This window comes from Pseudoduganella sp. UC29_71 (assembly GCF_042693265.1).
GTDB lineage: Bacteria > Pseudomonadota > Gammaproteobacteria > Burkholderiales > Burkholderiaceae_D > Rugamonas.
The window spans coordinates 199,989-218,413 of sequence record NZ_CP170549.1 but is presented as its reverse complement, the minus strand read 5'-3'; the positions used below and the strand labels follow the sequence as shown (position 1 = coordinate 218,413).

The window sequence follows — 18,425 nt, the reverse complement described above, 5'->3', positions numbered from 1 at the left end:
CTCAGATCTTCACGTAATGGTCCACCAGCAGCGCGGCGAACAGCAGGGACAGATAGATGATGGACCAGGTGAACGCCTTGCGCGCCACCAGGTCGGTGTAGTGACGGTGCACGCGCCAGCTGTGCCACAGGAACACCACGTTCAGCGCCACCGCGCTCACCAGGTAAATCACGCCGCTCATCTTCACGGCGAACGGCAGCAAGGTGGTGGCGGCCAGCGCGATCGAATACAGCCACACGTGGAAGCCGGTGAAGGTCATGCCGTGCGTGACGGGCAGCATCGGCAGGCCGGACTTGGCGTAGTCGTCGCGGCGGTACATGGCCAGCGCCCAGAAGTGCGGCGGGGTCCAGATGAAAATGATCATCACCAGCAGCCAGGCCTGCATCGGCACGTCGTTGGCCACAGCGGCCCAGCCCAGCGCCGGCGGCATGGCGCCGGACAGGCCGCCGATGACGATGTTCTGCGGCGTGGCCGGCTTCAGGATCATGGTGTAAATGACAGCGTAGCCGACGAAGGTGACGAAGGTCAGCCACATGGTGAGCGGGTTTACCAGCGCATACAGTATCCACATGCCCAGGCCGCCGATCACGGCGGAGAACACGGCGGTCTGCGCCACGCTGATTTCGCCCTGCGCCATTGGACGGCGCGCGGTGCGCGCCATGCGCGCGTCGATCTCGCGCTCGGCCAGGCAGTTCACGGCGAAGGCGGCGCCGGCCAGCAGCCAGATGCCGAAGGTGGCCGCCACCACCACGCGCCAGCTGGGCAGCTCGTCGGTGGCAAGGAACATGCCGATCACGGCGCAGAACACCGCCAGCTGCGTAACGCGCGGCTTGGTCAGCGCCCAGTACTGGGCGATGCGGTTGGTCGGTTTATGGAGGGCTGTGTGGGTCGTCATTGGCGGTGTCTGGCTGGCGCAGCGCCTTGCTGTGCCGTGTCGTATTGGTGCTTAGCCCGATAGTTTAACATGGTAAGCAAAAGCACCAGCAGCGCCGCCCCGGCGTTATGCAGCACGGCGATGGCGAGCGGGAAGCTGAAGTAAATGGTGGACAGGCCGCTGGCCATCTGCAGCGCCAGCACGGCGGCGATGCCGCGCGCCAGCCTGGTCATGCCGGCCAGATTCCACGCGCGCCAGGCCGCGTAGCCGGCCAGCAGCAGCACCACGAAGGCGAAATTGCGGTGCACCCAGTGGATCGCGGTCAGCGCGGAAAACGGCAGGTAGTGGCCGGCGGCGGTCTTGCCCAGCTCGCGCCACAGGTGGAAGCCGTGCTCGAAGTCCATCTCGGGCACCAGCTTGCCGGCGCACAGCGGGAACTCGGTGCAGGCCAGGGTGGCGTAGTTAGTGCTCACCCACCCGCCCAGCGCCAGCTGCGCCAGCAGCGCGGCGGCGGCCGCCAGCGCCAGCCAGCGGATGGTGCGCAGCACCGGCAGCGGCGCGATCGGCCCCGCGTGCGCGGCCGCGCGGCGCGGCGGCATGGATGGCTGCTGAGGCGCCGCGCCGGCGGCCAGCAGCGCATGGTGCACCGTATCCTGGCGGCAGCCGAACCAGACCAGCATGGCCAGCAGGCCCATGCCCAGCAGCAGGTGCATGGTGACGATGACCGGCTGCAGCTTGAGCGTGACGGTCCAGGCGCCGAACGCGCCCTGCAGGCAGACGAAGAAGAACAGCGCCACCGGCAGGCCGGGCGCGTAGGCCCAGCGCATGGCGGCCGCGTTGGCGACGGCGGCCGCGGTGGCGGCGGCGCCCTGCTGCGCCGGCTGCGCCGCCAGCCTGCGCGCCTTGCGCGACTGCAGCAGCGCCACCGCCATCATGGCCACGATCAGCACGCCGATGCCCATGGCCAGGTAGCGGTGGATCATCTCCACCCAGGCCTTGAACACGGTGACCGGGCCGGTCGGCTGCAGGGCCTCGGCGGCGGTGATCTCCGCGTGCGCCAGGAAGGGGTTGGCCAGGCCGTAGCAGCCCGGCCAGTCCGGGCAGCCCAGGCCGGAGTCGGTCAGGCGCGTGAAGGCGCCGAACACGATCAGGTCGAAGGTCAGGAAGACGCTGATCCAGACCAGCTTGCGGTACTTGTTCTCGTCCGACGACACCCAGACCATGGACAGCGGCAGCAGCGCCACCAGCAGTCCGGTGACGGCCATCTGGGCCAGCGTGGTGCTATGCATCGCGCCCCCTCAACCGATGGCCGAAGCCTTGAGCACCTTGGCGATATCCTTCTTCACCTTGCTCGGGTCCGGGTCTTTCGGGAAGCGCATCATCAGGTTGCCCAGCGGGTCGATCAGGTAGATATGGTCGGACGCCTGGCCGCCCTGCTCCACCGGCAGCCATTTCGCCACCGCGTCGGCCGGGGCGCGCAGCATGCGGGTGCCGTCGTTCACGCGCAGCAGCACCGTCTCCAGCGGCTGGTTGTCGGTGATCAGCCAAACGCGCTCGATGCGCTCCATCTCCTTGCCCTGCATGGTGCGCAGCTGGCGCATGGCGAACAGCTGGTCCTGGCAGGCCTGCTGGCAGTCCGAGCCGCCCACCTTGAGCATGATCCACTTGCCCTTGTAGGCATCGAGCCCGGTGGGCTTGCCGTCCAGCGTGGCGCTGGCCATGGCCGGGATGGGATGCTGGCGCGGGTCGATCAGCGCGCCGTAGTTGGTGCGGCCCTCGGGCTTGATGAAATAGTAGGTGATATACGATGCGATCAGCGGCGCCGCGCACACGGCCAGCACCGCCATCAGTTTCCAGCGGCCGCGGCCGCGCGATTGCTCAGTTTTGTTTTCCACGTCTGAATCCCGTTACGACGAAAAAGAGTGCGGCCATGGCTGCCAGCGCATACCACTGGAAGGCATAGCCGCGATGTTTGTCCACGCCCGATGCGGGCGCCGGCCAGTCGTGCGACAGGCCGCTGTCCTGCGCGCCGGCGGGCGCGCTTTGCTCGATGATGAAAGGCTGCAGGCGCAGGCCGGCGGCGGCGGCCACGCCGTCCACGCTGGCGTTCTGCACGATGGCGCCCGGCTTGAGCGGCGGCGCGGTCCCCAGCTGCATCACATGGCCGGGGTTCAGGCGCGCCACGCCTTCCAGCGTGACGGTGCCGGACGGCGTGCCGTACAGCGGCAGCTGTTCGCGCACCGCCATATTGCGCGGCAGCCAGCCGCGCGCCACCAGCACGTGGCGGTCGGTGCCGGCGATGTGGAAAGGCATCAGCAGGTAGAAGCCCACGCCCCTGGCGGAGGGGCGGTTGTCCAGGTACAGCGGCCAGTCGGCGACGAATTCGCCGGTCACGCGCACGCGGCGGAATTCCGCTTCGGCGGCCGGCACGGTGGCCGCGCCCAGCACCAGCGGTTCTCCCGCCAGGCCGGCCTGCAGGCGCGCCTCGGCCGCGCTCTTTTCGGCGGCGCGGCGGTCCTGCCACTGGCCCAGCGACACGCCCAGCGCCACCAGCAGCACGGTGGCTGCGAAGGGAACCCATTTGAAGCGGAAGGCCATTACAATGGGGCCTTATTCCCGACCTGCGGTGCTGCCAATTCCATGAAAATCCTCGTTGCCATTGCCTTCATCCTGATCCTTGCCAGCCTGGGTTCGGCCCTGTACTACATGATGCGCCAAAAGGGCAAAAACGACCAGCGCATGGTGCGCTCGCTGGCCATGCGGGTCGGCTTCTCGATCGCGCTGTTCATCCTGATCCTGGTGGCGCACAAGCTGGGCTACATCCAGCCGACCGGCATCCGCTAAGAAAAAAGCCGTACGCGGGCTGACCCTGCGTACGGCTTTTTTCCTGCTGCGGCAGCGGCGGGCCGGAGCCCCGGCCGCCGCCGATTATACCGCTTACAACCAGTAGACGACGACGTACAGGCCGAGCCAGACCACGTCCACAAAGTGCCAGTACCAGGCCGCGCCTTCGAAGCCGAAGTGGTGCTCCGGCGTGAAGTGGCCCTTCATGACGCGGAACATCACCACCGCCAGCATGATGGCGCCCATGGTCACGTGGAAGCCGTGGAAGCCGGTCAGCAGGAAGAAGGTGGAACCGTAGATGCCCGAGGTCAGCTTCAGGTTCAGTTCGCTGTAGGCGTGCATGTACTCGTATACCTGGAAGCACATGAAGATCGCGCCCAGCGCCACGGTGGCGGCCATCCAGCCGACGGTCTTGGCGCGCTTGCCCGCGATCAGCGCGTGGTGGGCGATGGTCAGGGTCAGGCCGGACAGCAGCAGCAGCGCGGTGTTGAGGGTCGGGATGGGGAACGGACCCATGGAGGTGAACGGTTCCACCACGCCGGCCGGGGTGTTGCCCCACTGCGCGTTGAAGTCGGGCCAGATGAATTTGTGGTCCAGGTCGCCCAGCCATGGCAGGGTGATGGTGCGGGCGTAGAACAGCGCGCCGAAGAAGGCGCCGAAGAACATCACTTCCGAGAAAATGAACCAGCCCATGGACCAGCGGTAGGAGTGGTCGATGCGCTTGCTGTACAAGCCGCCTTCCGATTCCCTGATGGCGTCGCCGAACCAGAAGTACAGCACCACCAGCGTGGACAGGATGCCGATGATGTTGACGGTGGAACCCCAGGAAGCGTCGTTGACCCAGGCCGACGCGCCTACCATGGTGATGAGCAGCGAAATGCCGGCCAGCATGGGCCAGCGGGACGGACCAGGCACGAAGTAGTACGGTGCCGCGTTATGTGAACTCATCTTCATCTCCTAATAATCTTAAACAGTTACTGTGAAACTGCGAACTTCACTATTGTTATCAGCAAGCCGATGAACAGCGCCACGCCTATCAGGGCAGCGATGATGACGTGGAAGGGGTCCAGCTTGGCCCCGTCCTGGTCAAAATCCTTCTTCCTGCGCAGGCCGAAAAACGACCAGATCACCGCTTTCATCGAATACATGAACGAAGCCTTTTGCTTCTTCTCTTCCATCGTCGCCACCCCTTAGTTGGAGGCCAGCCCTGCAATCTCGAAGAACGTGTACGACAAGGTGATGGTCTTCACGTCCTTCGGCAGCGCCGGGTCGATGAAGAACACCACCGGCATCTGCCGCGCCTCGTTCGCCTTCATGGTCTGCTGCTTGAAGCAGAAGCACTCCACCTTCTTGAAATACGGCGTCACGCTGTTAGGCGCGTAGCTCGGGATGGCTTGCGCGTTCACCGTGCGCGGCTGCGTGTTGACCACTTCGTACACCACCGTGGCCAGCTCGCCCGGATGGACCTGGATGCTGCGCTGGGTGGCGCGGAAACGCCATGGGCCGTGCGCATTGCTGTCCAGCTCCACCGTCACCAGCCGGCTGCTGTCGACCTGGGTGTTCGTCGGGTCCAGCGACACCGTGCCGTCCTTCTGGGTGATCATGTTAATCCCGAGTACTTCGCAGATATGCTTGTACACCGGGATCAGCAGGTAGCCGAAGCCGAACATCATCACCGCGATGATGATCAGCTTGCGCAGCATGCGCAGGTTCTCGGCCTTGACGCCGCCCATGCTCATCTCAGCCCAGCCAGCTGCGCTTGATGAACACGGACGCGAAGAACACCAGCGCGATGGACGCCAGGATCAGTGCCAGCCGCAGGTTGCCCTGCTTTTTAGGGTGGGCCATGATTATTTCACGTGCGGTGGCGTTTCAAAGGTGTGGAACGGCGCCGGCGACGGCACGGTCCACTCCAGGCCTTCGGCGCCTTCCCAGGGCTTGTCGCCCGCAGGCTTGCCGCCGCGGATGGTCGGCAGCACCACGAAGAACAGGAAGAACACCTGCGACAGGCCGAAACCGAAGGCGCCGATCGAGGCGATGGCGTTGAAGTCGGTGAACTGCGCCGCGTAGTCGGCGTAGCGGCGCGGCATGCCGGCCAGGCCCAGGAAGTGCATCGGGAAGAAGGTGATGTTGAAGGTGATCAGCGACAGCCAGAAGTGGGTCTTGCCCATGGTCTCGTTGTACATGTGGCCGGTCCACTTCGGACCCCAGTAGTAGAAGCCGGCGAACAGCGCGAACAGCGAACCTGCCACCAGCACGTAGTGGAAGTGCGCCACCACGTAGTAGGTGTCCTGCAGCTGGATGTCGATCGGGGTCACGGCCAGGATCAGGCCGGTGAAGCCGCCGATGGTGAACACGAAGATGAAGCCCACCGCGAACAGCATCGGGGTTTCAAAGGTCATCGAACCCTTCCACATGGTGGCGATCCAGTTGAACACCTTCACGCCGGTCGGCACCGCGATCAGCATGGTGGCGTACATGAAGAACAGCTGCGAGGTCACCGGCATGCCGGTGGTGAACATGTGGTGCGCCCAGACGATGAAGGACAGGATGGCGATGGACGCGGTGGCGTACACCATCGAGTGGTAGCCGAACAGGGTCTTGCGGGCGAAGGCCGGGATGATCTGCGAGACGATGCCGAAGGCCGGCAGAATCATGATGTACACCTCGGGGTGGCCGAAGAACCAGAAGATGTGCTGGTACATGACCGGGTCGCCGCCGCCGGCGGCGTTGAAGAAGGACGTGCCGAAGTGGCGGTCGGTCAGCGTCATGGTGATGGCACCTGCCAGCACCGGCATCACGGCGATCAGCAGGTAGGCGGTGATCAGCCAGGTCCAGCAGAACATCGGCATCTTCATCAAGGTCATGCCGGGCGCGCGCATGTTCAGGATGGTGACGATGATGTTGATCGAACCCATGATCGACGAGGCGCCCATGATGTGCATGGCGAAAATGCCCATGTCCATGCCGGGTCCCATCTGGGTCGACAGCGGCGCGTACAGCGTCCAGCCGGCGGCGGTGGCGCCGCCCGGCACGAAGAACGAGCCGGCCAGCAGCAGCGCGGCAGGCGGCAGCAGCCAGAACGAGAAGTTGTTCATGCGCGCAAAGGCCATGTCCGATGCGCCGATCTGCAGCGGGATCATCCAGTTGGCGAAGCCGACGAAGGCCGGCATGATGGCGCCGAACACCATCACCAGGCCGTGCATGGTGGTGAGCTGGTTGAAGAACTCGGGCTGGAAGAACTGCAGGCCGGGCTGGAACAGCTCGGTGCGTATCATCAGCGCCAGCACGCCGCCGGACAGCAGCATGGTGAACGAGAACCACAGGTACAGCGTGCCGATATCCTTGTGGTTGGTGGCGAAGAGCCAGCGGCGGAAGCCGGTCGGGTGATCGTGGGCGTGGTCATGGCCGTGGTCGTGGCCATGGTCATGCGCGTGATCGTGTGCGTGATCGATAGTCGTGCTCATGATGTGCAACTCCTAATTACTTGCGTGCAGCCAGGACTTCGGCCGGTTGAACGATGTTTTCGGCCGGCTTGTTCGACCAGCTGTTGCGCGTGTAGGTGATGACGGCGGCGATGTCGGTGTCCGACAGCTGCTTCCAGGCCGGCATCTCGGCCGGGAACTTGCCGCTCTTCTGGCCGTTCAGCAGCACGTGGATCTGGCCGGCCTTGTCGCCGTTGACCACGGCCGAACCGTCCAGCGCGGCGAACGCGCCCGGTACGCCTTTGCCGGTGGCCTGGTGGCACACCGCGCAGTTGGCCGCGTACACTTTCTCGCCCTTGGTCTTCAGTTCGTCGATGGTCCAGGTCTTGTTCGGATCGTCCGCCAGGGCGGCCAGTTCCTTTTTCTTCTTGTCGGCCCAGGCGGTGTATTCCTCGGCGGTGACGACGCGCACCACGATAGGCATGAACGCATGGTCCTTGCCGCACAGTTCCACGCAGGTGCCGCGGTAGACGCCGGTGTGCTGCGCCTTGAACCAGGTGTCGCGCACGAAGCCGGGGATGGCATCCTGCTTCACGCCGAAGGCCGGAATGGTCCAGGCGTGGATCACGTCGTTGGCGGTGGTGACGATGCGGATCTTCTTGTTGACCGGCACCACCACCTCGTTGTCCACTTCCATCAGGTAGGTGTCGCTGCGCTTCTCGGTCGGCGCCACGCCCGGCGCGCCCACTTGCGAGCGCGGCGTGGTCAGGTTGGAGACGAAGGTGATGCCCTCGCCCTCGCCCTTCAGGTAGTCGTAGCCCCATTTCCACTGCATGCCGGTGGCCTTGATGGTGATGTCGGCGTTGGAGGTGTCCTTCATGGCCACCACGGTCTTGGTGGCCGGCAGGGCCATGCCGATGACGATCAGGAACGGCACCACGGTCCAGGCGATTTCCACTGCGGTGGACTCATGGAAGGAGGCCGATTTGTGGCCCAGCGATTTGCGGTGCTTGAGGATGGAGTAGAACATCACGCCGAACACGGCGACAAAGATCACCAGGCAGATGACCATCATCAGGTTGTGCAGGCTGTAGATATCTGCGGCGATGGCGGTGGCGGGCGCCTGCAGGTTCAGCTGGTTGACCATGGGACCGCCGGTACCGCCGGTGGCCTTCGAGTATTCAGTAACCGCTCCAGCCGTCTCCGCCGCCCAGGACGGGACAGCGGCGGCTGTCATCGACAGCGCGAGCATCAACGATTGAAATCGCTTTGCATGTTTCATGTTTTCCCCAACCACCCAAGAAATAATTAATATTTTTAAAGGCAGCCGTCCGATGTTCTGAATAGCCGCCGTACGCTACAACACCTAAAGTCCCCCCGCCCTGCATTTGGTAATACTTATACAAGACGAAATGATGGCAAAATTAGTCAAGGATTATAGTCAACACCCCTAGGGGCATCAAGGAAATTATCTGTTACGCAAGCCCAAACTTCAGTGCTTTGGCGTTATTTGCCACATATGCGCCGGCGTATTCCGGCTATGTCTGCCTATTTATTAGGCTCACCACCGGGCTTGCGCGGCAGGTCGAAGCGGATAATCGACTCGCCCTGGCTGGTGGTGCGCGGCGCCGGGCGGAAAGCGTGTCCGTACAGCACCTCGAAGGTCAGGCCCAGCTTGCCGTCCGGCCGGCGCTGGCGCTCCAGGCCGGCCAGCAGCCGGGCCTGGCCGGCCCGGCCCAGCAAGCCCTGGCGGCGCGTGGCCAGCGGATTGCCGCCCCAGGCGCGCACGTCGGCCAGCAGCGCCTGCGGCGTGTCGTAGGTGACGGTGATCTTCTCCATGTCCAGCACGGGGGTGGAAAAGCCCGCCTCCACCAGCTGGTCGCCGAAATCGTGCATGTCCACGAAGGGCAGCGCGTGCGGCAACAGGTCCACGTCGGCGAAGGCGGTGCGCAGCTCGGTGAAGGTATCGGGGCCGAAGCACGAAAACATCAGCAAGCCCTCCACGCGCAGCACGCGGCGCCACTCGGCGAACACGCGGTCCGGCTGCGGATGCCAGTGCAGCGCCAGGTTGGACCACACCAGGTCCATGCTGTGCAGCGCCAGCGGCAGCTCGGCGAAGTCGCCGCACACCAGGTCCACCCCGGTTTTCGACGGCAGCAGCTTGCTGATCAGCTGATTGAAACCGCCCTTCGGGGCCGGCCCGGCGGCCGCCTGCGCCGCGCGGGCCATCGGCTCGGACGCGTCCACGCCCAGGATCTGGGCGGCGGCATACATTTTTTGCAACATCGGCAAATCCGCCCCCGCCCCGCAGCCCGCGTCCAGCACGCGCTGCGGCACGATTTTCACCAGCTGCAAACGGTCCTGCATGCGCGACGACACCTCGCGGCGCAGGAAATCGGATGGCGCGACGCGCTCCGGGCGAGAAAACAGCGCGCGCACGCGCTCGATATCGATGGGCGCGCTCAGTTTAGGCGGCTTGGCGGGAACTTGCATGGTCATGGCAGGATGGGTGAGATAATGGCGGCAGTTTACATGGTTAAGGGAAAGTGCGATGCCTGGCGCCCAATCCGGACCCGTCCCCCCCGCACGCCGCGCCGCCGCGCTGCTGGCCCGCCTCGGCCACGCGCTGCTGCCCGGCGCCTGCGTTCTGTGCGGCGGAGAGGCCGGCATCGGCACGCAAACCTGTGCGGAATGCCATGCGCAGGTATTCGGCACGGCGCGGCCGCGCTGCCGGGTGTGCGCCAACCCGCTGCCGGCGCAGTGGCACGCCGGCGCCGACTCAGCGCATCGTGACGGCGGCGGCATGGCATCGGCTATCGGCGCGCACGGCGGCGCCGTCTGCGGCCGCTGCCTCGCGCATCCGCCCGCGTTCGACGCCACCGTGGCCGCCGCCGACTACGCCATGCCGCAGGACCAGCTGGTGCTGCAACTGAAATTCGGCGGCCGCCTGGCGCTGGCCGCGCTGTTCGGCCGCACGCTGGCCGACGCCGCATCGGCCGCGCCCGGCTTGGTGCGCCCCGCCCTGCTGTGTCCCGTGCCGCTGGGGCCGCAGCGGCTGGCCGAGCGCGGCTTCAACCAGGCGCTGGAAATCGCCCGCGCGCTGGGTCGCAGGCTGGACATCGCCGTCGCCCCGCGCCTGGCCGTGCGCGTGCACGACACGGTTGCGCAAAGCCTGGTGCAGCCGTCCGAGCGGCGCGCCAACATCGCGCACGCCTTCGCCGTGCCGGACCGGGCGCTGGTGGAAGGACGCCACATCGGGCTGGTCGACGACGTCATGACCAGCGGCCAGACGCTGGACGAGCTGGCCGCCACATTCAAGCGGCACGGCGCCGCGCGCATCACCTGCCTGGTGTTCGCGCGCACGCCGCCGCATAACAGTTAACAGGAGAAAACGCAGTGTTCCACGTAGTACTAGTCAACCCCGAGATCCCGCCCAACACCGGCAACGTCATCCGCCTGTGCGCCAACACCGGCGCCCAGCTGCACCTGATCGAACCGCTCGGCTTCCCCCTCGAAGACAGCAAGCTGAAGCGCGCCGGCCTCGACTACCACGAATACGCCAGCATGAAGGTGCACAAAAGCTGGGACGCCTTCCTGGCCAGCGAACAACCCGACGCCGCGCGCATGTACGCGATGACCACGCACGGCTCCTCCCCGTTTGCCGCCTGCCGCTTCCAGCCGGGCGACTACTTCGTCTTCGGCTCCGAGACGCGTGGCCTCGACCCCGCACTGCGCAACAGCTTCCCCGACAGCCAGCGCATCCGCCTCCCCATGCGTCCCGACAACCGCAGCCTCAACCTCTCCAACACCGTCGCCGTGGTCGTCTTCGAAGCCTGGCGCCAAAACAGCTACACCGGCGGCGCCTGACCAGGAAAAAAAGAGCAGCCTGAGCCGCATTCGGGGTCAGACCCCGAATGCGGCTCAGGCTGCCTGCACAACCGTTAAGCAAGATCAAGATGGGGGCGGGGCAGCGCCTGTACATTGGCGCAATGAGCCGACCACCACGCATCCAGGCGCCCGGCGCCCTCTATCACGTCACCTCGCGCGGCAACCGCCGCGACCGGATCTTCGTTGACGAGTTCGATTACGCCACATGGATCGGCATGCTGGGCGAGGCCACGGTCCGCTTCGAGCTGGTGGTGCATTCGTATTGCCTGATGCCGAACCATTTTCACTTGGTGATCGAAACGCCGCACGGCAATATTGCCAGCGGCATGCACTACCTGAACGGAAAATACTTTCAATTCTTCAACCGGAAATACCAGCTAACGGGACACGTATCTCAGGGCCGGTATCATGCCGAACTCGTGCAGCGGGAACTGTATCTGCTGGAACTGGCGCGTTACGTGGTGCACAATCCGGTGCGTGCCGGCCTGGTGCATTCGGCCGAGGACTGGGCATGGAGCAGCTACCGCAGCGCGCTCGGCATGACGCCGCCCCCGCCGTGGCTGACGGTGCAGTGGATACTCAGCCAGTTCAGCGGTGCGGATGACGCGCAGCGCACCACCGCCTACCGCAAATTCGTGGAACAAGGCCGCGGCCGCCCCAATCCGCTGCCGCCCGTGCGCAAGCCCGGGCAGCGCAGCCGGATAGACGATCCCGCCCTGCTCGCATCCCTTGCAGGATACTTCAGCCGCTTCGCCGACCCGCTGGACGCCGCCCTGCAAGCCTATCTGACCTCAGCCTATTCCATTCGCGCCCTCGCGCGCTACCTCGAGATGTCCCCCCGCAGCCTGATGCGTCTGCTGCGCGCCCGCGCCAGCCAGCAAGCAAGCTGAGCCGCATTCGGGGTCTGACCCCGAATGCGGCTCAGGCTGCCAGCGTATGGTGTTGGCGTGGCTGAGCGCTTCGTCGTATAAGGACGTATCGGGCGCCGCTGGGAGGGCTTATGTTTGAGATGGAGTTGCCTTGGTGGGAGTTTGTCGCGCGCGGTGCGATTATCTATGCCGTACTGCTGCTGATGGTGCGCGTGGCCGGCAAGCGCACCGTGGGGCAGTTCACGCCTTTCGACTTGCTGGTGGTGATGCTGCTGAGCGAGTCGGTGTCGAACTCGCTGTCCGGCGGCGATAATTCCGTGCCCGGCGGCTTGCTGATCGCCGCCACGCTGATCTGCCTGAACATCCTCATCGCCTTCCTCACCTCGCGCAGCCGCAAAGCTGCCGAGCTGATCGATGGCATACCGGTACTGCTGGGGCGAGACGGCAAGGTCTTCGAGGAAGTGGTGAAGAAAAACCGCGTCGCCGAGGGCGATGTGGAACAGGCGCTGCGCGAGCAGGGTTGCGACCTGTCCGAGATGCAGTGCGCCTTCCTCGAGGCGGATGGCAAGATCACCATCCTCAAGAAGAAATAGCTCAGCGGCCGTAGGTGCGCACCTTGGCCAGCAGCTTGGTGGTGGAGCGGTCGTGCTCGAAATCGATCGCCACCGCCTGGCCGCCGTAGGCGATCACGGCCTGCCCTTCGGGAATGGCCGTCATGTCGTAGTCGCCGCCCTTGGCGTAGATTTCCGGCCGCGCTTCCTGCACCACTTCCAGCGCCGTGTCTTCGTCGAATGGCACCACCAGGCTCACCGATTCAAGCGCGGCCAGCACGGCCATGCGGTCGTCGCAGGCGTTCAGCGGGCGGTCGTCGCCCTTGCCCAGGCGCTTCACGGAGGCGTCGGTATTGGCGGCCACCACCAGCGAAGCGCCCAGCGCGCGCGCCTGCGCCAGGTAGGTGACGTGGCCGCGGTGCAGGATGTCGAACACGCCGTTGGTGAGCACCACCGGCTTGGGCAGGGCGGCCACGCGCGCTGCCAGGTCGGCGCGGCTGCAGATTTTTTCTTCGAATTGGGGCATAGGTTCCGTGGGTTAGTGGCCGGGTTCGGCGTCTTCTTCTTCCTCGTCGATTTGCATGCTCAGCTCGCCGGCCGCGCGGCTGGCGCCGCCCTCGCCCGGTTCCTTGCGGTCGCCGCGCAGCTTGATCTGCAGCCGCAGGCCGTTGGCCGAGTCGGCGTTGCGCAGCGCTTCTTCGTAGGAGATGTAGCCCTTATTATAGAGCTCGTACAGCGCCTGGTCGAAGGTGCACATGCCCAGCTCGCGCGACTTGGCCATGATTTCCTTGATCGAGTGGAAATTGCCCTTGAAGATCATCTCGGCGATGGTCGGCGTGTTGAGCAGGATTTCGATGGCGGCCTTGCGCCCCTTGCCATCCTCGGTGCGCACCAGGCGCTGCGAGACGATGGCCTTCAGGTTGGACGACAAGTCCATCAGCAGCTGGTTGCGCCGCTCCTCCGGGAAGAAGTTGATGATGCGGTCCATGGTCTGGTTGGCGTTGTTCGCATGCAAGGTGCCCAGGCACAGGTGGCCGGTCTCGGCGAAGGCGATGGCGTGCTCCATGGTTTCGGTGTCGCGGATCTCGCCGATCAGGATCACGTCCGGCGCCTGGCGCAAGGTGTTCTTCAGCGCGTTGTGCCAGGAATGCGTGTCCACGCCCACTTCGCGGTGCGTGACCAGGCAGCCCTTGTTCTTGTGCACATACTCGACCGGGTCTTCCACCGTGATGATGTGGCCGGCCGAGTGGCTGTTGCGGTAGTCGATCATGGCCGCCAGCGTGGTTGACTTGCCGGACCCCGTGCCGCCAACCACCAGCACCAGCCCGCGCTTGGTCATGATGACTTCCTTGAGCACTTCGGGCAGGTCCAGCTTTTCAAAATTCGGAATCTCGGAGGCGATGGTGCGGATCACCATGGCCACGTTCTGCTGCTGCACGAAGACATTGACCCGGAACCGGCACACGTCCGGCAGCGAGATGGCGAAATTGCATTCCATCTCGGCGGCGAACTCGTTGCGCTGCTTGTCGTTCATGATGGCCATGGCCAGCGCGCGCGTGACTTCGCCGGTCAGGCGTTGCTGGCTGAGCGGCTTCATGGCGCCCTGCGACTTGATGCTGGGCGGGAAATCGGCGGAAATGAACAGGTCCGAGCCCCCGGTCTGGTGCATCACCTTGAGCAGTTTGTGGATGTAGGCCAGCGCTTCTTCGTGGCCAAATGTGGATGACATGCTTGCCTCGCCAGGTTATTCGGCCGGGGGCGCCAGCCGTTCCGGGCAATTATAGCCATCCCCTTACGCTACAATAGGGTTTCTTGCACTGGACAGTCGGCCCGGATTTCGGCATTGCACCCATTCATTGCCTGTGTTCAAATACATTCATGACACTGACCGAACTGAAATACATCGTCGCTGTTGCGCGAGCGAAACACTTCGGACACGCCGCCGAAGCCTGTTACGTGGCCCAGCCTACGCTCTCGGTTGCCATCAAGAAGCTCGAAGACGAGCTGGGTGTCGTACTGTTTGAACGGGGCGGCGCCGAGATTTCCGTCACGCCGCTGGGCGCGCAGATCGTGGCCCAGGCCGAGCGCGTGCTGGAGCAGACCGCCGCCATCAAGGAACTGGCCAAGCAAAACAAGGACCCGCTCGCCGGCCCGCTGCGCCTGGGCGTGATCTACACCATCGGCCCCTATCTGCTGCCCCCGTTAGTGAAGGCAATGATAGAGAATGTGCCGCAAATGCCGCTCATCCTTCAGGAAAACTTCACGGTAAAGTTGCTGGAAATGCTACGCCAGGGCGAACTGGACGCGGCCATCATGGCGCTGCCGCTGCCCGAGCACGGCATGTCGACGCAGGCGCTGTACGACGAACCCTTCGTGGTGGCCATGCCGCGCCAGCATCCGTGGGCCGCGCGCAACACTATTCCTGCCGAGGACCTGAAGACCGAAACCATGCTGTTGCTGGGCAACGGCCATTGCTTCCGCGACCAGGTGCTGGAAGTGTGCCCCGAGATGGCGCGCTTCTCGTCGCCGGGCAACGGCATGCAGCGCACCTTCGAGGGCTCCTCGCTGGAGACTATCCGCCACATGGTGGCCAGCGGCATCGGCCTGACCGTGCTGCCGCGCGCCTCGGTGCCGGACATGGCGGCCAAGGACGGCATGCTGCAATTCCGTCCTTTCGAGCAGCCCGAGCCGTCGCGCCGGGTGGTCATCGTCTGGCGCAAGAGTTTCACGCGCAAGGCCGCCATCGACGCCATCTGCCAGGCCGTGGCCCAGTGCGCGCTGCCGGGCATCACGCCGCTGTGCCAGGATGAGCCGTCCGCATAAGGACTATAATCGCGGTTTTGCTTTGACGTGAACGCGATGAACAAGCTGCAGCTCTACTTCCGCCTGGTACGCCTCGACAAACCCATCGGCACGGTGCTGCTGCTGTGGCCCACCCTGGGCGCGCTGTGGCTGGCCAGCGGCGGCGTGCCGGACTGGCGTCTGCTGGTCATTTTCTCGCTGGGCACCCTGCTGATGCGTTCGGCCGGTTGCGCCGTCAACGACTACGCCGACCAGGATATCGACCGCCACGTCAAGCGCACCGCCGAACGCCCCATCACGAGCGGCCGCATCAGCGGCAAGGAAGCGCTGGCCGTGGCGGCCACGCTGGCGGTGCTGGCTTTCCTGCTGATCCTGCCGCTCAACGCGCTGACCAAGCAGCTCAGCGTGGCGGCCGTCATCATTGCCGGCACTTATCCCTACTTCAAGCGCTTCTTCGCCATTCCGCAGGCTTACCTGGGCATCGCCTTCGGCTTCGGCATCCCGATGTCGTTTGCCGCCGTGCAGGGCACGGTGCCGGCCGTGGCGTGGTGGATGCTGGCGGCCAATGTATTCTGGGCCGTGGCCTACGACACCGAATACGCCATGGTGGACCGCGATGACGATTTGAAAATCGGCATCAAGACCTCGGCCATCACCTTCGGCAGCTACGACGTGGCCATCGTCATGCTGTGCTACGCGGTGAACCTGGGCATGCTGCTGGTGGCGGGCCGCCAGTTCGGCCTGGGCTGGCCCTTCCACCTCGGGCTGGCGGTGGCGGCCGGCATCGCGGCCTATCACTACACGCTGATACGCGGCCGCGAACGTGCGCCCTGCTTTGCCGCGTTCCGGCACAATAACTGGCTGGGGGCGGCGGTGTTTGCGGGCATCGCGCTGGATTACGCGCTGCGCTGACATGCGGCTTGCAAGGCAGCCATCCCTGGCTTATCCACCACAGCATAGAGGCTATCCATGGACCAGACTACCACCCAAGCCAGCGGCAGCACCTTGCGCAGCGAGGCCAGCGCCGACCGCGAACGCCTGCTGAGCCACCTGCGCGACGCCGTCACCGACGCCGAACAATGGCTGAGCACAGCCGCCAAGGACGGCACTGCGGACATCGAGCACGCCAAGACGGCGTTCAAGGAAACCCTGCAGACCGCCAAGACCGATCTGCTGCGGCTGGAAAACAGCATGCTGGCGCGCAGCAAGCTGGCCGCCCAGGCCACCGACACCTATGTGCATGACCACCCATGGGGCGCGGTGGCGTTGGGCGCCGCCGTCGGCGTGCTGGCCGGCCTGCTGATCGGCGCCAATCAGCGCTGATGGTTCGCTTCGGCGGGTTACGCAAAGCTAACCCGCCCTACGCACCAGGCACCACATCGCCCCTCGTATCAGCGTCACGTCATCACGTCATCACGTCGTTACATCGTTACGTAGGGCGGGTTAGCGTGGCGCGCCACGCGTAACCCGCCGGCGCCGCCCGCTGCCTCAATTGGCCCCGCCAAACTCCCGTCCCAGCTCCTGGCCGCGCGCGGCGGCCGCCTGCATGGCGCGTCCAATCGCCTCGGCCACGCCATCGCTTTGCATGCTGGTCAGCGCGGCATACGTGGTGCCGCCCTTCGACGTCACGCGCTCGCGCAGCAGCGACACCGGCTCGTCCGACTGCGCCGCCAGCTGCGCCGCGCCCGTGAAGGTGGCCAGCGCCAGTTCCTTGCCCTGCTGCGCGCTCAGGCCCAGCTCCTCGGCCGCCTTCTGCATCGCTTCAATAAAATAAAACACATACGCCGGCCCGCTGCCCGACACCGCCGTCACCGCATCGATCTTGCCCTCGTCGTCCAGCCACACCGTGCCGCCCACGGCTTTCATGATGGCATCCGCAGCCGCCTTCTGCTGCGCGCTCACGCCGTCCGACGCCGCCATGCCGGTGATACCCATGCCGATCAGCGCCGGCGTGTTCGGCATGCAGCGCACGATGGCCGCGTAGCCGCCCAGCCAGCGCGACAAGTCGGCGGCCCGGATACCGGCCGCAATCGACACCAGCAGCGGGCCGCCGTCCACGCCCTTGGCCGGCAGCAGCGGGCGCAATTGCTCGGCCACTTCGCGCATGCTTTGCGGCTTCACCGCCAGCACGATCACGTCCGCGCTGGCCACGGCCTGGTAGCCGGCCCCCGATGCCTCGGCCTGCGCCGCGGTCGGAATAACGTCGCCCGGCGCCGCCTGGCTGGCCGCCAGCGCGCCCGGCAATGCGGACGACGTGCTCACGCCGAACTGCGCATGCAGCTTCTCCAGCGCCGCCGCGTTCGGGTCCACCACGTGGATATTGGCGCCCGCCGTCAGCTTGCCGGCCAGGCCGGCGATCAAGGCGGTGGCCATATTGCCGCCGCCGATAAATGCTATTTTCATACCGTCCCTTTATTTGGATAGCTGCGTTGGATAGCTGCGCGCGCCGAAGATGGCGCTGCCTACCCGCACGATGGTGGCGCCTTCCAGCACCGCCGCCCGCATGTCGCCGGACATGCCCATGGACAGCGTATCGAGCGCCAGGCCTTGCGCGCGCAGCGTGTCGTACAGTTCGCGCACGCGGCGGAATGCCGCGCGCTGCTTGTCGAAATCGTCTTCCGGCTCCGGAATCGCCATCAGCCCGCGCAGGCGCAGCCTGGGCAGCCCGGCCACGGCCTGCGCCAGCGCCAGTACCTGGTCCGGCGCCGCGCCGCTCTTGCTGGCTTCCCCGCTGATATTCACTTGCAAGCAAATATTTAACGGAGGCAGTGCCGCCGGGCGCTGTTCATTCAGGCGCAGCGCGATCTTCTCGCGCTCCACCGTGTGCACCCAGTCGAAATGCTCGGCGATGGGGCGCGTCTTGTTACTTTGTATAGGTCCGATGAAATGCCACTCCAGTGCCTGGTCCGGCATGGGCGTGACCGCAGCCAGCGCGCGGATCTTGTCCACGCCCTCCTGCAGGTAGTTTTCGCCGAAGGCGCGCTGCCCGGCCTGCACCGCTTCCAGCACCGCGTCCGCGCCGAAGGTCTTCGACACGGCCAGCAAACGCACCGACTGCGCCGGGCGGCCGGCCTCGTGTTCTGAGGCAACAATTGTACTGATCACTGCTTGCAAGTTCTGGGCTATTCTGGACATAATCATTGAGCTGGCTGGTTGGGCCGGTTCCGCAGGC

General features: G+C 65.2%; 23 protein-coding genes. 8 read left to right on the top strand and 15 right to left on the bottom strand.

Annotated elements, in window-relative coordinates:
• Position 1 precedes the first annotated feature (1 nt).
• Genes cyoE through ACFJI2_RS00990 form a run of 4 tightly spaced genes read right to left on the bottom strand, consistent with a single transcriptional unit; the run spans position 2 to position 3,478 of the window.
• Positions 2-895, bottom strand: a complete 894-nt coding sequence (cyoE, locus tag ACFJI2_RS01005) for a heme o synthase (protein ID WP_377703363.1) — start codon at positions 893-895, stop codon at positions 2-4.
• A complete protein-coding gene (locus tag ACFJI2_RS01000) occupies positions 892-2,163 on the bottom strand; it encodes a heme A synthase (RefSeq protein ID WP_377703362.1) in 1,272 nt (423 codons plus the stop codon). Before ACFJI2_RS01000 ends, cyoE begins: the two co-directional genes overlap by 4 nt.
• Positions 2,164-2,172: 9 nt before the next feature.
• Positions 2,173-2,721 (bottom strand): cytochrome C oxidase subunit I, encoded by a 549-nt coding sequence (locus tag ACFJI2_RS00995; RefSeq protein ID WP_132136795.1) that lies wholly within the window; start codon positions 2,719-2,721, stop codon positions 2,173-2,175.
• A 31-nt stretch (positions 2,722-2,752) separates the two neighbouring features.
• The gene (locus ACFJI2_RS00990; protein WP_377705778.1) at positions 2,753-3,478 is read right to left on the bottom strand and encodes an SURF1 family protein; all 726 of its coding nucleotides are present in this window, start codon (positions 3,476-3,478) and stop codon (positions 2,753-2,755) included.
• A gap of 36 nt (positions 3,479-3,514) precedes the next feature.
• On the opposite strand from ACFJI2_RS00990, the gene ACFJI2_RS00985 reads away from it, so the two are divergent.
• Complete coding sequence (locus ACFJI2_RS00985) at positions 3,515-3,718, top strand: twin transmembrane helix small protein (RefSeq protein ID WP_107877254.1); 204 nt, start codon at positions 3,515-3,517, stop codon at positions 3,716-3,718.
• A 93-nt stretch (positions 3,719-3,811) separates the two neighbouring features.
• Here the strand turns inward: ACFJI2_RS00985 and ACFJI2_RS00980 are convergent, their stop codons facing one another.
• The 7 genes from ACFJI2_RS00980 to ACFJI2_RS00950 form a co-directional block, all read right to left on the bottom strand.
• The gene (locus tag ACFJI2_RS00980; protein ID WP_377703361.1) at positions 3,812-4,666 is read right to left on the bottom strand and encodes a cytochrome c oxidase subunit 3; all 855 of its coding nucleotides are present in this window, start codon (positions 4,664-4,666) and stop codon (positions 3,812-3,814) included.
• A 26-nt stretch (positions 4,667-4,692) separates the two neighbouring features.
• Entirely contained in the window at positions 4,693-4,896 is a 204-nt protein-coding gene (locus ACFJI2_RS00975; RefSeq protein ID WP_107877258.1) for a DUF2970 domain-containing protein, read from the bottom strand.
• A 12-nt stretch (positions 4,897-4,908) separates the two neighbouring features.
• Positions 4,909-5,451 (bottom strand): cytochrome c oxidase assembly protein, encoded by a 543-nt coding sequence (locus tag ACFJI2_RS00970; protein WP_377703360.1) that lies wholly within the window; start codon positions 5,449-5,451, stop codon positions 4,909-4,911.
• Positions 5,452-5,458: 7 nt separating this feature from the next.
• Complete coding sequence (locus ACFJI2_RS00965) at positions 5,459-5,566, bottom strand: cytochrome oxidase small assembly protein (RefSeq protein WP_377703359.1); 108 nt, start codon at positions 5,564-5,566, stop codon at positions 5,459-5,461.
• A 2-nt stretch (positions 5,567-5,568) separates the two neighbouring features.
• Positions 5,569-7,185, bottom strand: a complete 1,617-nt coding sequence (gene ctaD, locus ACFJI2_RS00960) for a cytochrome c oxidase subunit I (protein ID WP_377703358.1) — start codon at positions 7,183-7,185, stop codon at positions 5,569-5,571.
• 16 nt (positions 7,186-7,201) lie between these two features.
• On the bottom strand, positions 7,202-8,425 hold the full coding sequence (gene coxB, locus ACFJI2_RS00955) for a cytochrome c oxidase subunit II (RefSeq protein ID WP_377703357.1): 1,224 nt from the start codon (positions 8,423-8,425) through the stop codon (positions 7,202-7,204).
• A 266-nt stretch (positions 8,426-8,691) separates the two neighbouring features.
• A complete protein-coding gene (locus ACFJI2_RS00950; RefSeq protein WP_377705777.1) occupies positions 8,692-9,636 on the bottom strand; it encodes a methyltransferase domain-containing protein in 945 nt (314 codons plus the stop codon).
• A gap of 58 nt (positions 9,637-9,694) precedes the next feature.
• Here ACFJI2_RS00950 and ACFJI2_RS00945 point away from each other — a divergent pair, with 58 nt between their 5' ends.
• From ACFJI2_RS00945 to ACFJI2_RS00930, 4 genes are all read left to right on the top strand, one after another.
• Positions 9,695-10,525: a double zinc ribbon domain-containing protein gene (locus ACFJI2_RS00945; protein ID WP_377703356.1), complete on the top strand. Its 831-nt coding sequence runs from the start codon at positions 9,695-9,697 to the stop codon at positions 10,523-10,525.
• Between the two features lie 14 nt (positions 10,526-10,539).
• The gene (trmL, locus tag ACFJI2_RS00940) at positions 10,540-11,010 is read left to right on the top strand and encodes a tRNA (uridine(34)/cytosine(34)/5-carboxymethylaminomethyluridine(34)-2'-O)-methyltransferase TrmL (RefSeq protein ID WP_377703355.1); all 471 of its coding nucleotides are present in this window, start codon (positions 10,540-10,542) and stop codon (positions 11,008-11,010) included.
• Between the two features lie 47 nt (positions 11,011-11,057).
• Positions 11,058-11,921: a transposase gene (locus ACFJI2_RS00935; protein ID WP_377703354.1), complete on the top strand. Its 864-nt coding sequence runs from the start codon at positions 11,058-11,060 to the stop codon at positions 11,919-11,921.
• Between the two features lie 110 nt (positions 11,922-12,031).
• Positions 12,032-12,493 (top strand): DUF421 domain-containing protein, encoded by a 462-nt coding sequence (locus ACFJI2_RS00930; RefSeq protein WP_377703353.1) that lies wholly within the window; start codon positions 12,032-12,034, stop codon positions 12,491-12,493.
• Between the two features lies 1 nt (position 12,494).
• Here the strand turns inward: ACFJI2_RS00930 and rfaE2 are convergent, their stop codons facing one another.
• Both rfaE2 and ACFJI2_RS00920 read right to left on the bottom strand, forming a co-directional pair.
• Positions 12,495-12,977, bottom strand: a complete 483-nt coding sequence (gene rfaE2, locus ACFJI2_RS00925) for a D-glycero-beta-D-manno-heptose 1-phosphate adenylyltransferase (protein WP_377703352.1) — start codon at positions 12,975-12,977, stop codon at positions 12,495-12,497.
• 12 nt (positions 12,978-12,989) lie between these two features.
• Entirely contained in the window at positions 12,990-14,180 is a 1,191-nt protein-coding gene (locus tag ACFJI2_RS00920) for a PilT/PilU family type 4a pilus ATPase (RefSeq protein WP_377703351.1), read from the bottom strand.
• A 149-nt stretch (positions 14,181-14,329) separates the two neighbouring features.
• Here ACFJI2_RS00920 and ACFJI2_RS00915 point away from each other — a divergent pair, with 149 nt between their 5' ends.
• Genes ACFJI2_RS00915 through ACFJI2_RS00905 form a run of 3 tightly spaced genes read left to right on the top strand, consistent with a single transcriptional unit; the run spans position 14,330 to position 16,576 of the window.
• Positions 14,330-15,274 carry a hydrogen peroxide-inducible genes activator gene (locus tag ACFJI2_RS00915; protein WP_107877275.1) on the top strand — a complete coding sequence of 315 codons (945 nt, stop codon included), beginning with the start codon at positions 14,330-14,332 and terminating at the stop codon, positions 15,272-15,274.
• Between the two features lie 36 nt (positions 15,275-15,310).
• On the top strand, positions 15,311-16,165 hold the full coding sequence (ubiA, locus tag ACFJI2_RS00910) for a 4-hydroxybenzoate octaprenyltransferase (RefSeq protein ID WP_377703350.1): 855 nt from the start codon (positions 15,311-15,313) through the stop codon (positions 16,163-16,165).
• 57 nt (positions 16,166-16,222) lie between these two features.
• Positions 16,223-16,576, top strand: coding sequence for a YqjD family protein (locus tag ACFJI2_RS00905; RefSeq protein ID WP_377703349.1), 354 nt, complete (start codon positions 16,223-16,225; stop codon positions 16,574-16,576).
• Positions 16,577-16,741: 165 nt separating this feature from the next.
• Here ACFJI2_RS00905 and proC read toward each other — a convergent pair whose 3' ends face one another.
• Both proC and ACFJI2_RS00895 read right to left on the bottom strand, forming a co-directional pair.
• Positions 16,742-17,656, bottom strand: a complete 915-nt coding sequence (gene proC / locus ACFJI2_RS00900; RefSeq protein ID WP_377703348.1) for a pyrroline-5-carboxylate reductase — start codon at positions 17,654-17,656, stop codon at positions 16,742-16,744.
• Between the two features lie 9 nt (positions 17,657-17,665).
• Complete coding sequence (locus ACFJI2_RS00895) at positions 17,666-18,388, bottom strand: YggS family pyridoxal phosphate-dependent enzyme (protein ID WP_377703347.1); 723 nt, start codon at positions 18,386-18,388, stop codon at positions 17,666-17,668.
• Between the last annotated feature and the right edge of the window lie 37 nt (positions 18,389-18,425).

Excerpts from the sequence above, each read along its gene's own strand:
- cyoE (WP_377703363.1), bottom strand. The coding sequence starts at position 895 with ATGACGACCCACACAGCCCTCCATAAACCGACCAACCGCATCGCCCAG.
- ACFJI2_RS01000 (WP_377703362.1), bottom strand. The coding sequence starts at position 2,163 with ATGCATAGCACCACGCTGGCCCAGATGGCCGTCACCGGACTGCTGGTG.
- ACFJI2_RS00995 (WP_132136795.1), bottom strand. The coding sequence starts at position 2,721 with ATGGCGGTGCTGGCCGTGTGCGCGGCGCCGCTGATCGCATCGTATATC.
- ACFJI2_RS00985 (WP_107877254.1), top strand. The coding sequence starts at position 3,515 with ATGAAAATCCTCGTTGCCATTGCCTTCATCCTGATCCTTGCCAGCCTG.
- ACFJI2_RS00980 (WP_377703361.1), bottom strand. The coding sequence starts at position 4,666 with ATGAGTTCACATAACGCGGCACCGTACTACTTCGTGCCTGGTCCGTCC.
- ACFJI2_RS00975 (WP_107877258.1), bottom strand. The coding sequence starts at position 4,896 with ATGGAAGAGAAGAAGCAAAAGGCTTCGTTCATGTATTCGATGAAAGCG.
- ACFJI2_RS00970 (WP_377703360.1), bottom strand. The coding sequence starts at position 5,451 with ATGGGCGGCGTCAAGGCCGAGAACCTGCGCATGCTGCGCAAGCTGATC.
- ACFJI2_RS00965 (WP_377703359.1), bottom strand. The coding sequence starts at position 5,566 with ATGGCCCACCCTAAAAAGCAGGGCAACCTGCGGCTGGCACTGATCCTG.
- ctaD (WP_377703358.1), bottom strand. The coding sequence starts at position 7,185 with ATGAGCACGACTATCGATCACGCACACGATCACGCGCATGACCATGGC.
- coxB (WP_377703357.1), bottom strand. The coding sequence starts at position 8,425 with ATGAAACATGCAAAGCGATTTCAATCGTTGATGCTCGCGCTGTCGATG.
- ACFJI2_RS00950 (WP_377705777.1), bottom strand. The coding sequence starts at position 9,636 with ATGCAAGTTCCCGCCAAGCCGCCTAAACTGAGCGCGCCCATCGATATC.
- ACFJI2_RS00945 (WP_377703356.1), top strand. The coding sequence starts at position 9,695 with ATGCCTGGCGCCCAATCCGGACCCGTCCCCCCCGCACGCCGCGCCGCC.
- ACFJI2_RS00935 (WP_377703354.1), top strand. The coding sequence starts at position 11,058 with ATGCGGCTCAGGCTGCCTGCACAACCGTTAAGCAAGATCAAGATGGGG.
- ACFJI2_RS00930 (WP_377703353.1), top strand. The coding sequence starts at position 12,032 with ATGTTTGAGATGGAGTTGCCTTGGTGGGAGTTTGTCGCGCGCGGTGCG.
- rfaE2 (WP_377703352.1), bottom strand. The coding sequence starts at position 12,977 with ATGCCCCAATTCGAAGAAAAAATCTGCAGCCGCGCCGACCTGGCAGCG.
- ACFJI2_RS00920 (WP_377703351.1), bottom strand. The coding sequence starts at position 14,180 with ATGTCATCCACATTTGGCCACGAAGAAGCGCTGGCCTACATCCACAAA.
- ACFJI2_RS00915 (WP_107877275.1), top strand. The coding sequence starts at position 14,330 with ATGACACTGACCGAACTGAAATACATCGTCGCTGTTGCGCGAGCGAAA.
- ubiA (WP_377703350.1), top strand. The coding sequence starts at position 15,311 with ATGAACAAGCTGCAGCTCTACTTCCGCCTGGTACGCCTCGACAAACCC.
- ACFJI2_RS00905 (WP_377703349.1), top strand. The coding sequence starts at position 16,223 with ATGGACCAGACTACCACCCAAGCCAGCGGCAGCACCTTGCGCAGCGAG.
- proC (WP_377703348.1), bottom strand. The coding sequence starts at position 17,656 with ATGAAAATAGCATTTATCGGCGGCGGCAATATGGCCACCGCCTTGATC.
- ACFJI2_RS00895 (WP_377703347.1), bottom strand. The coding sequence starts at position 18,388 with ATGTCCAGAATAGCCCAGAACTTGCAAGCAGTGATCAGTACAATTGTT.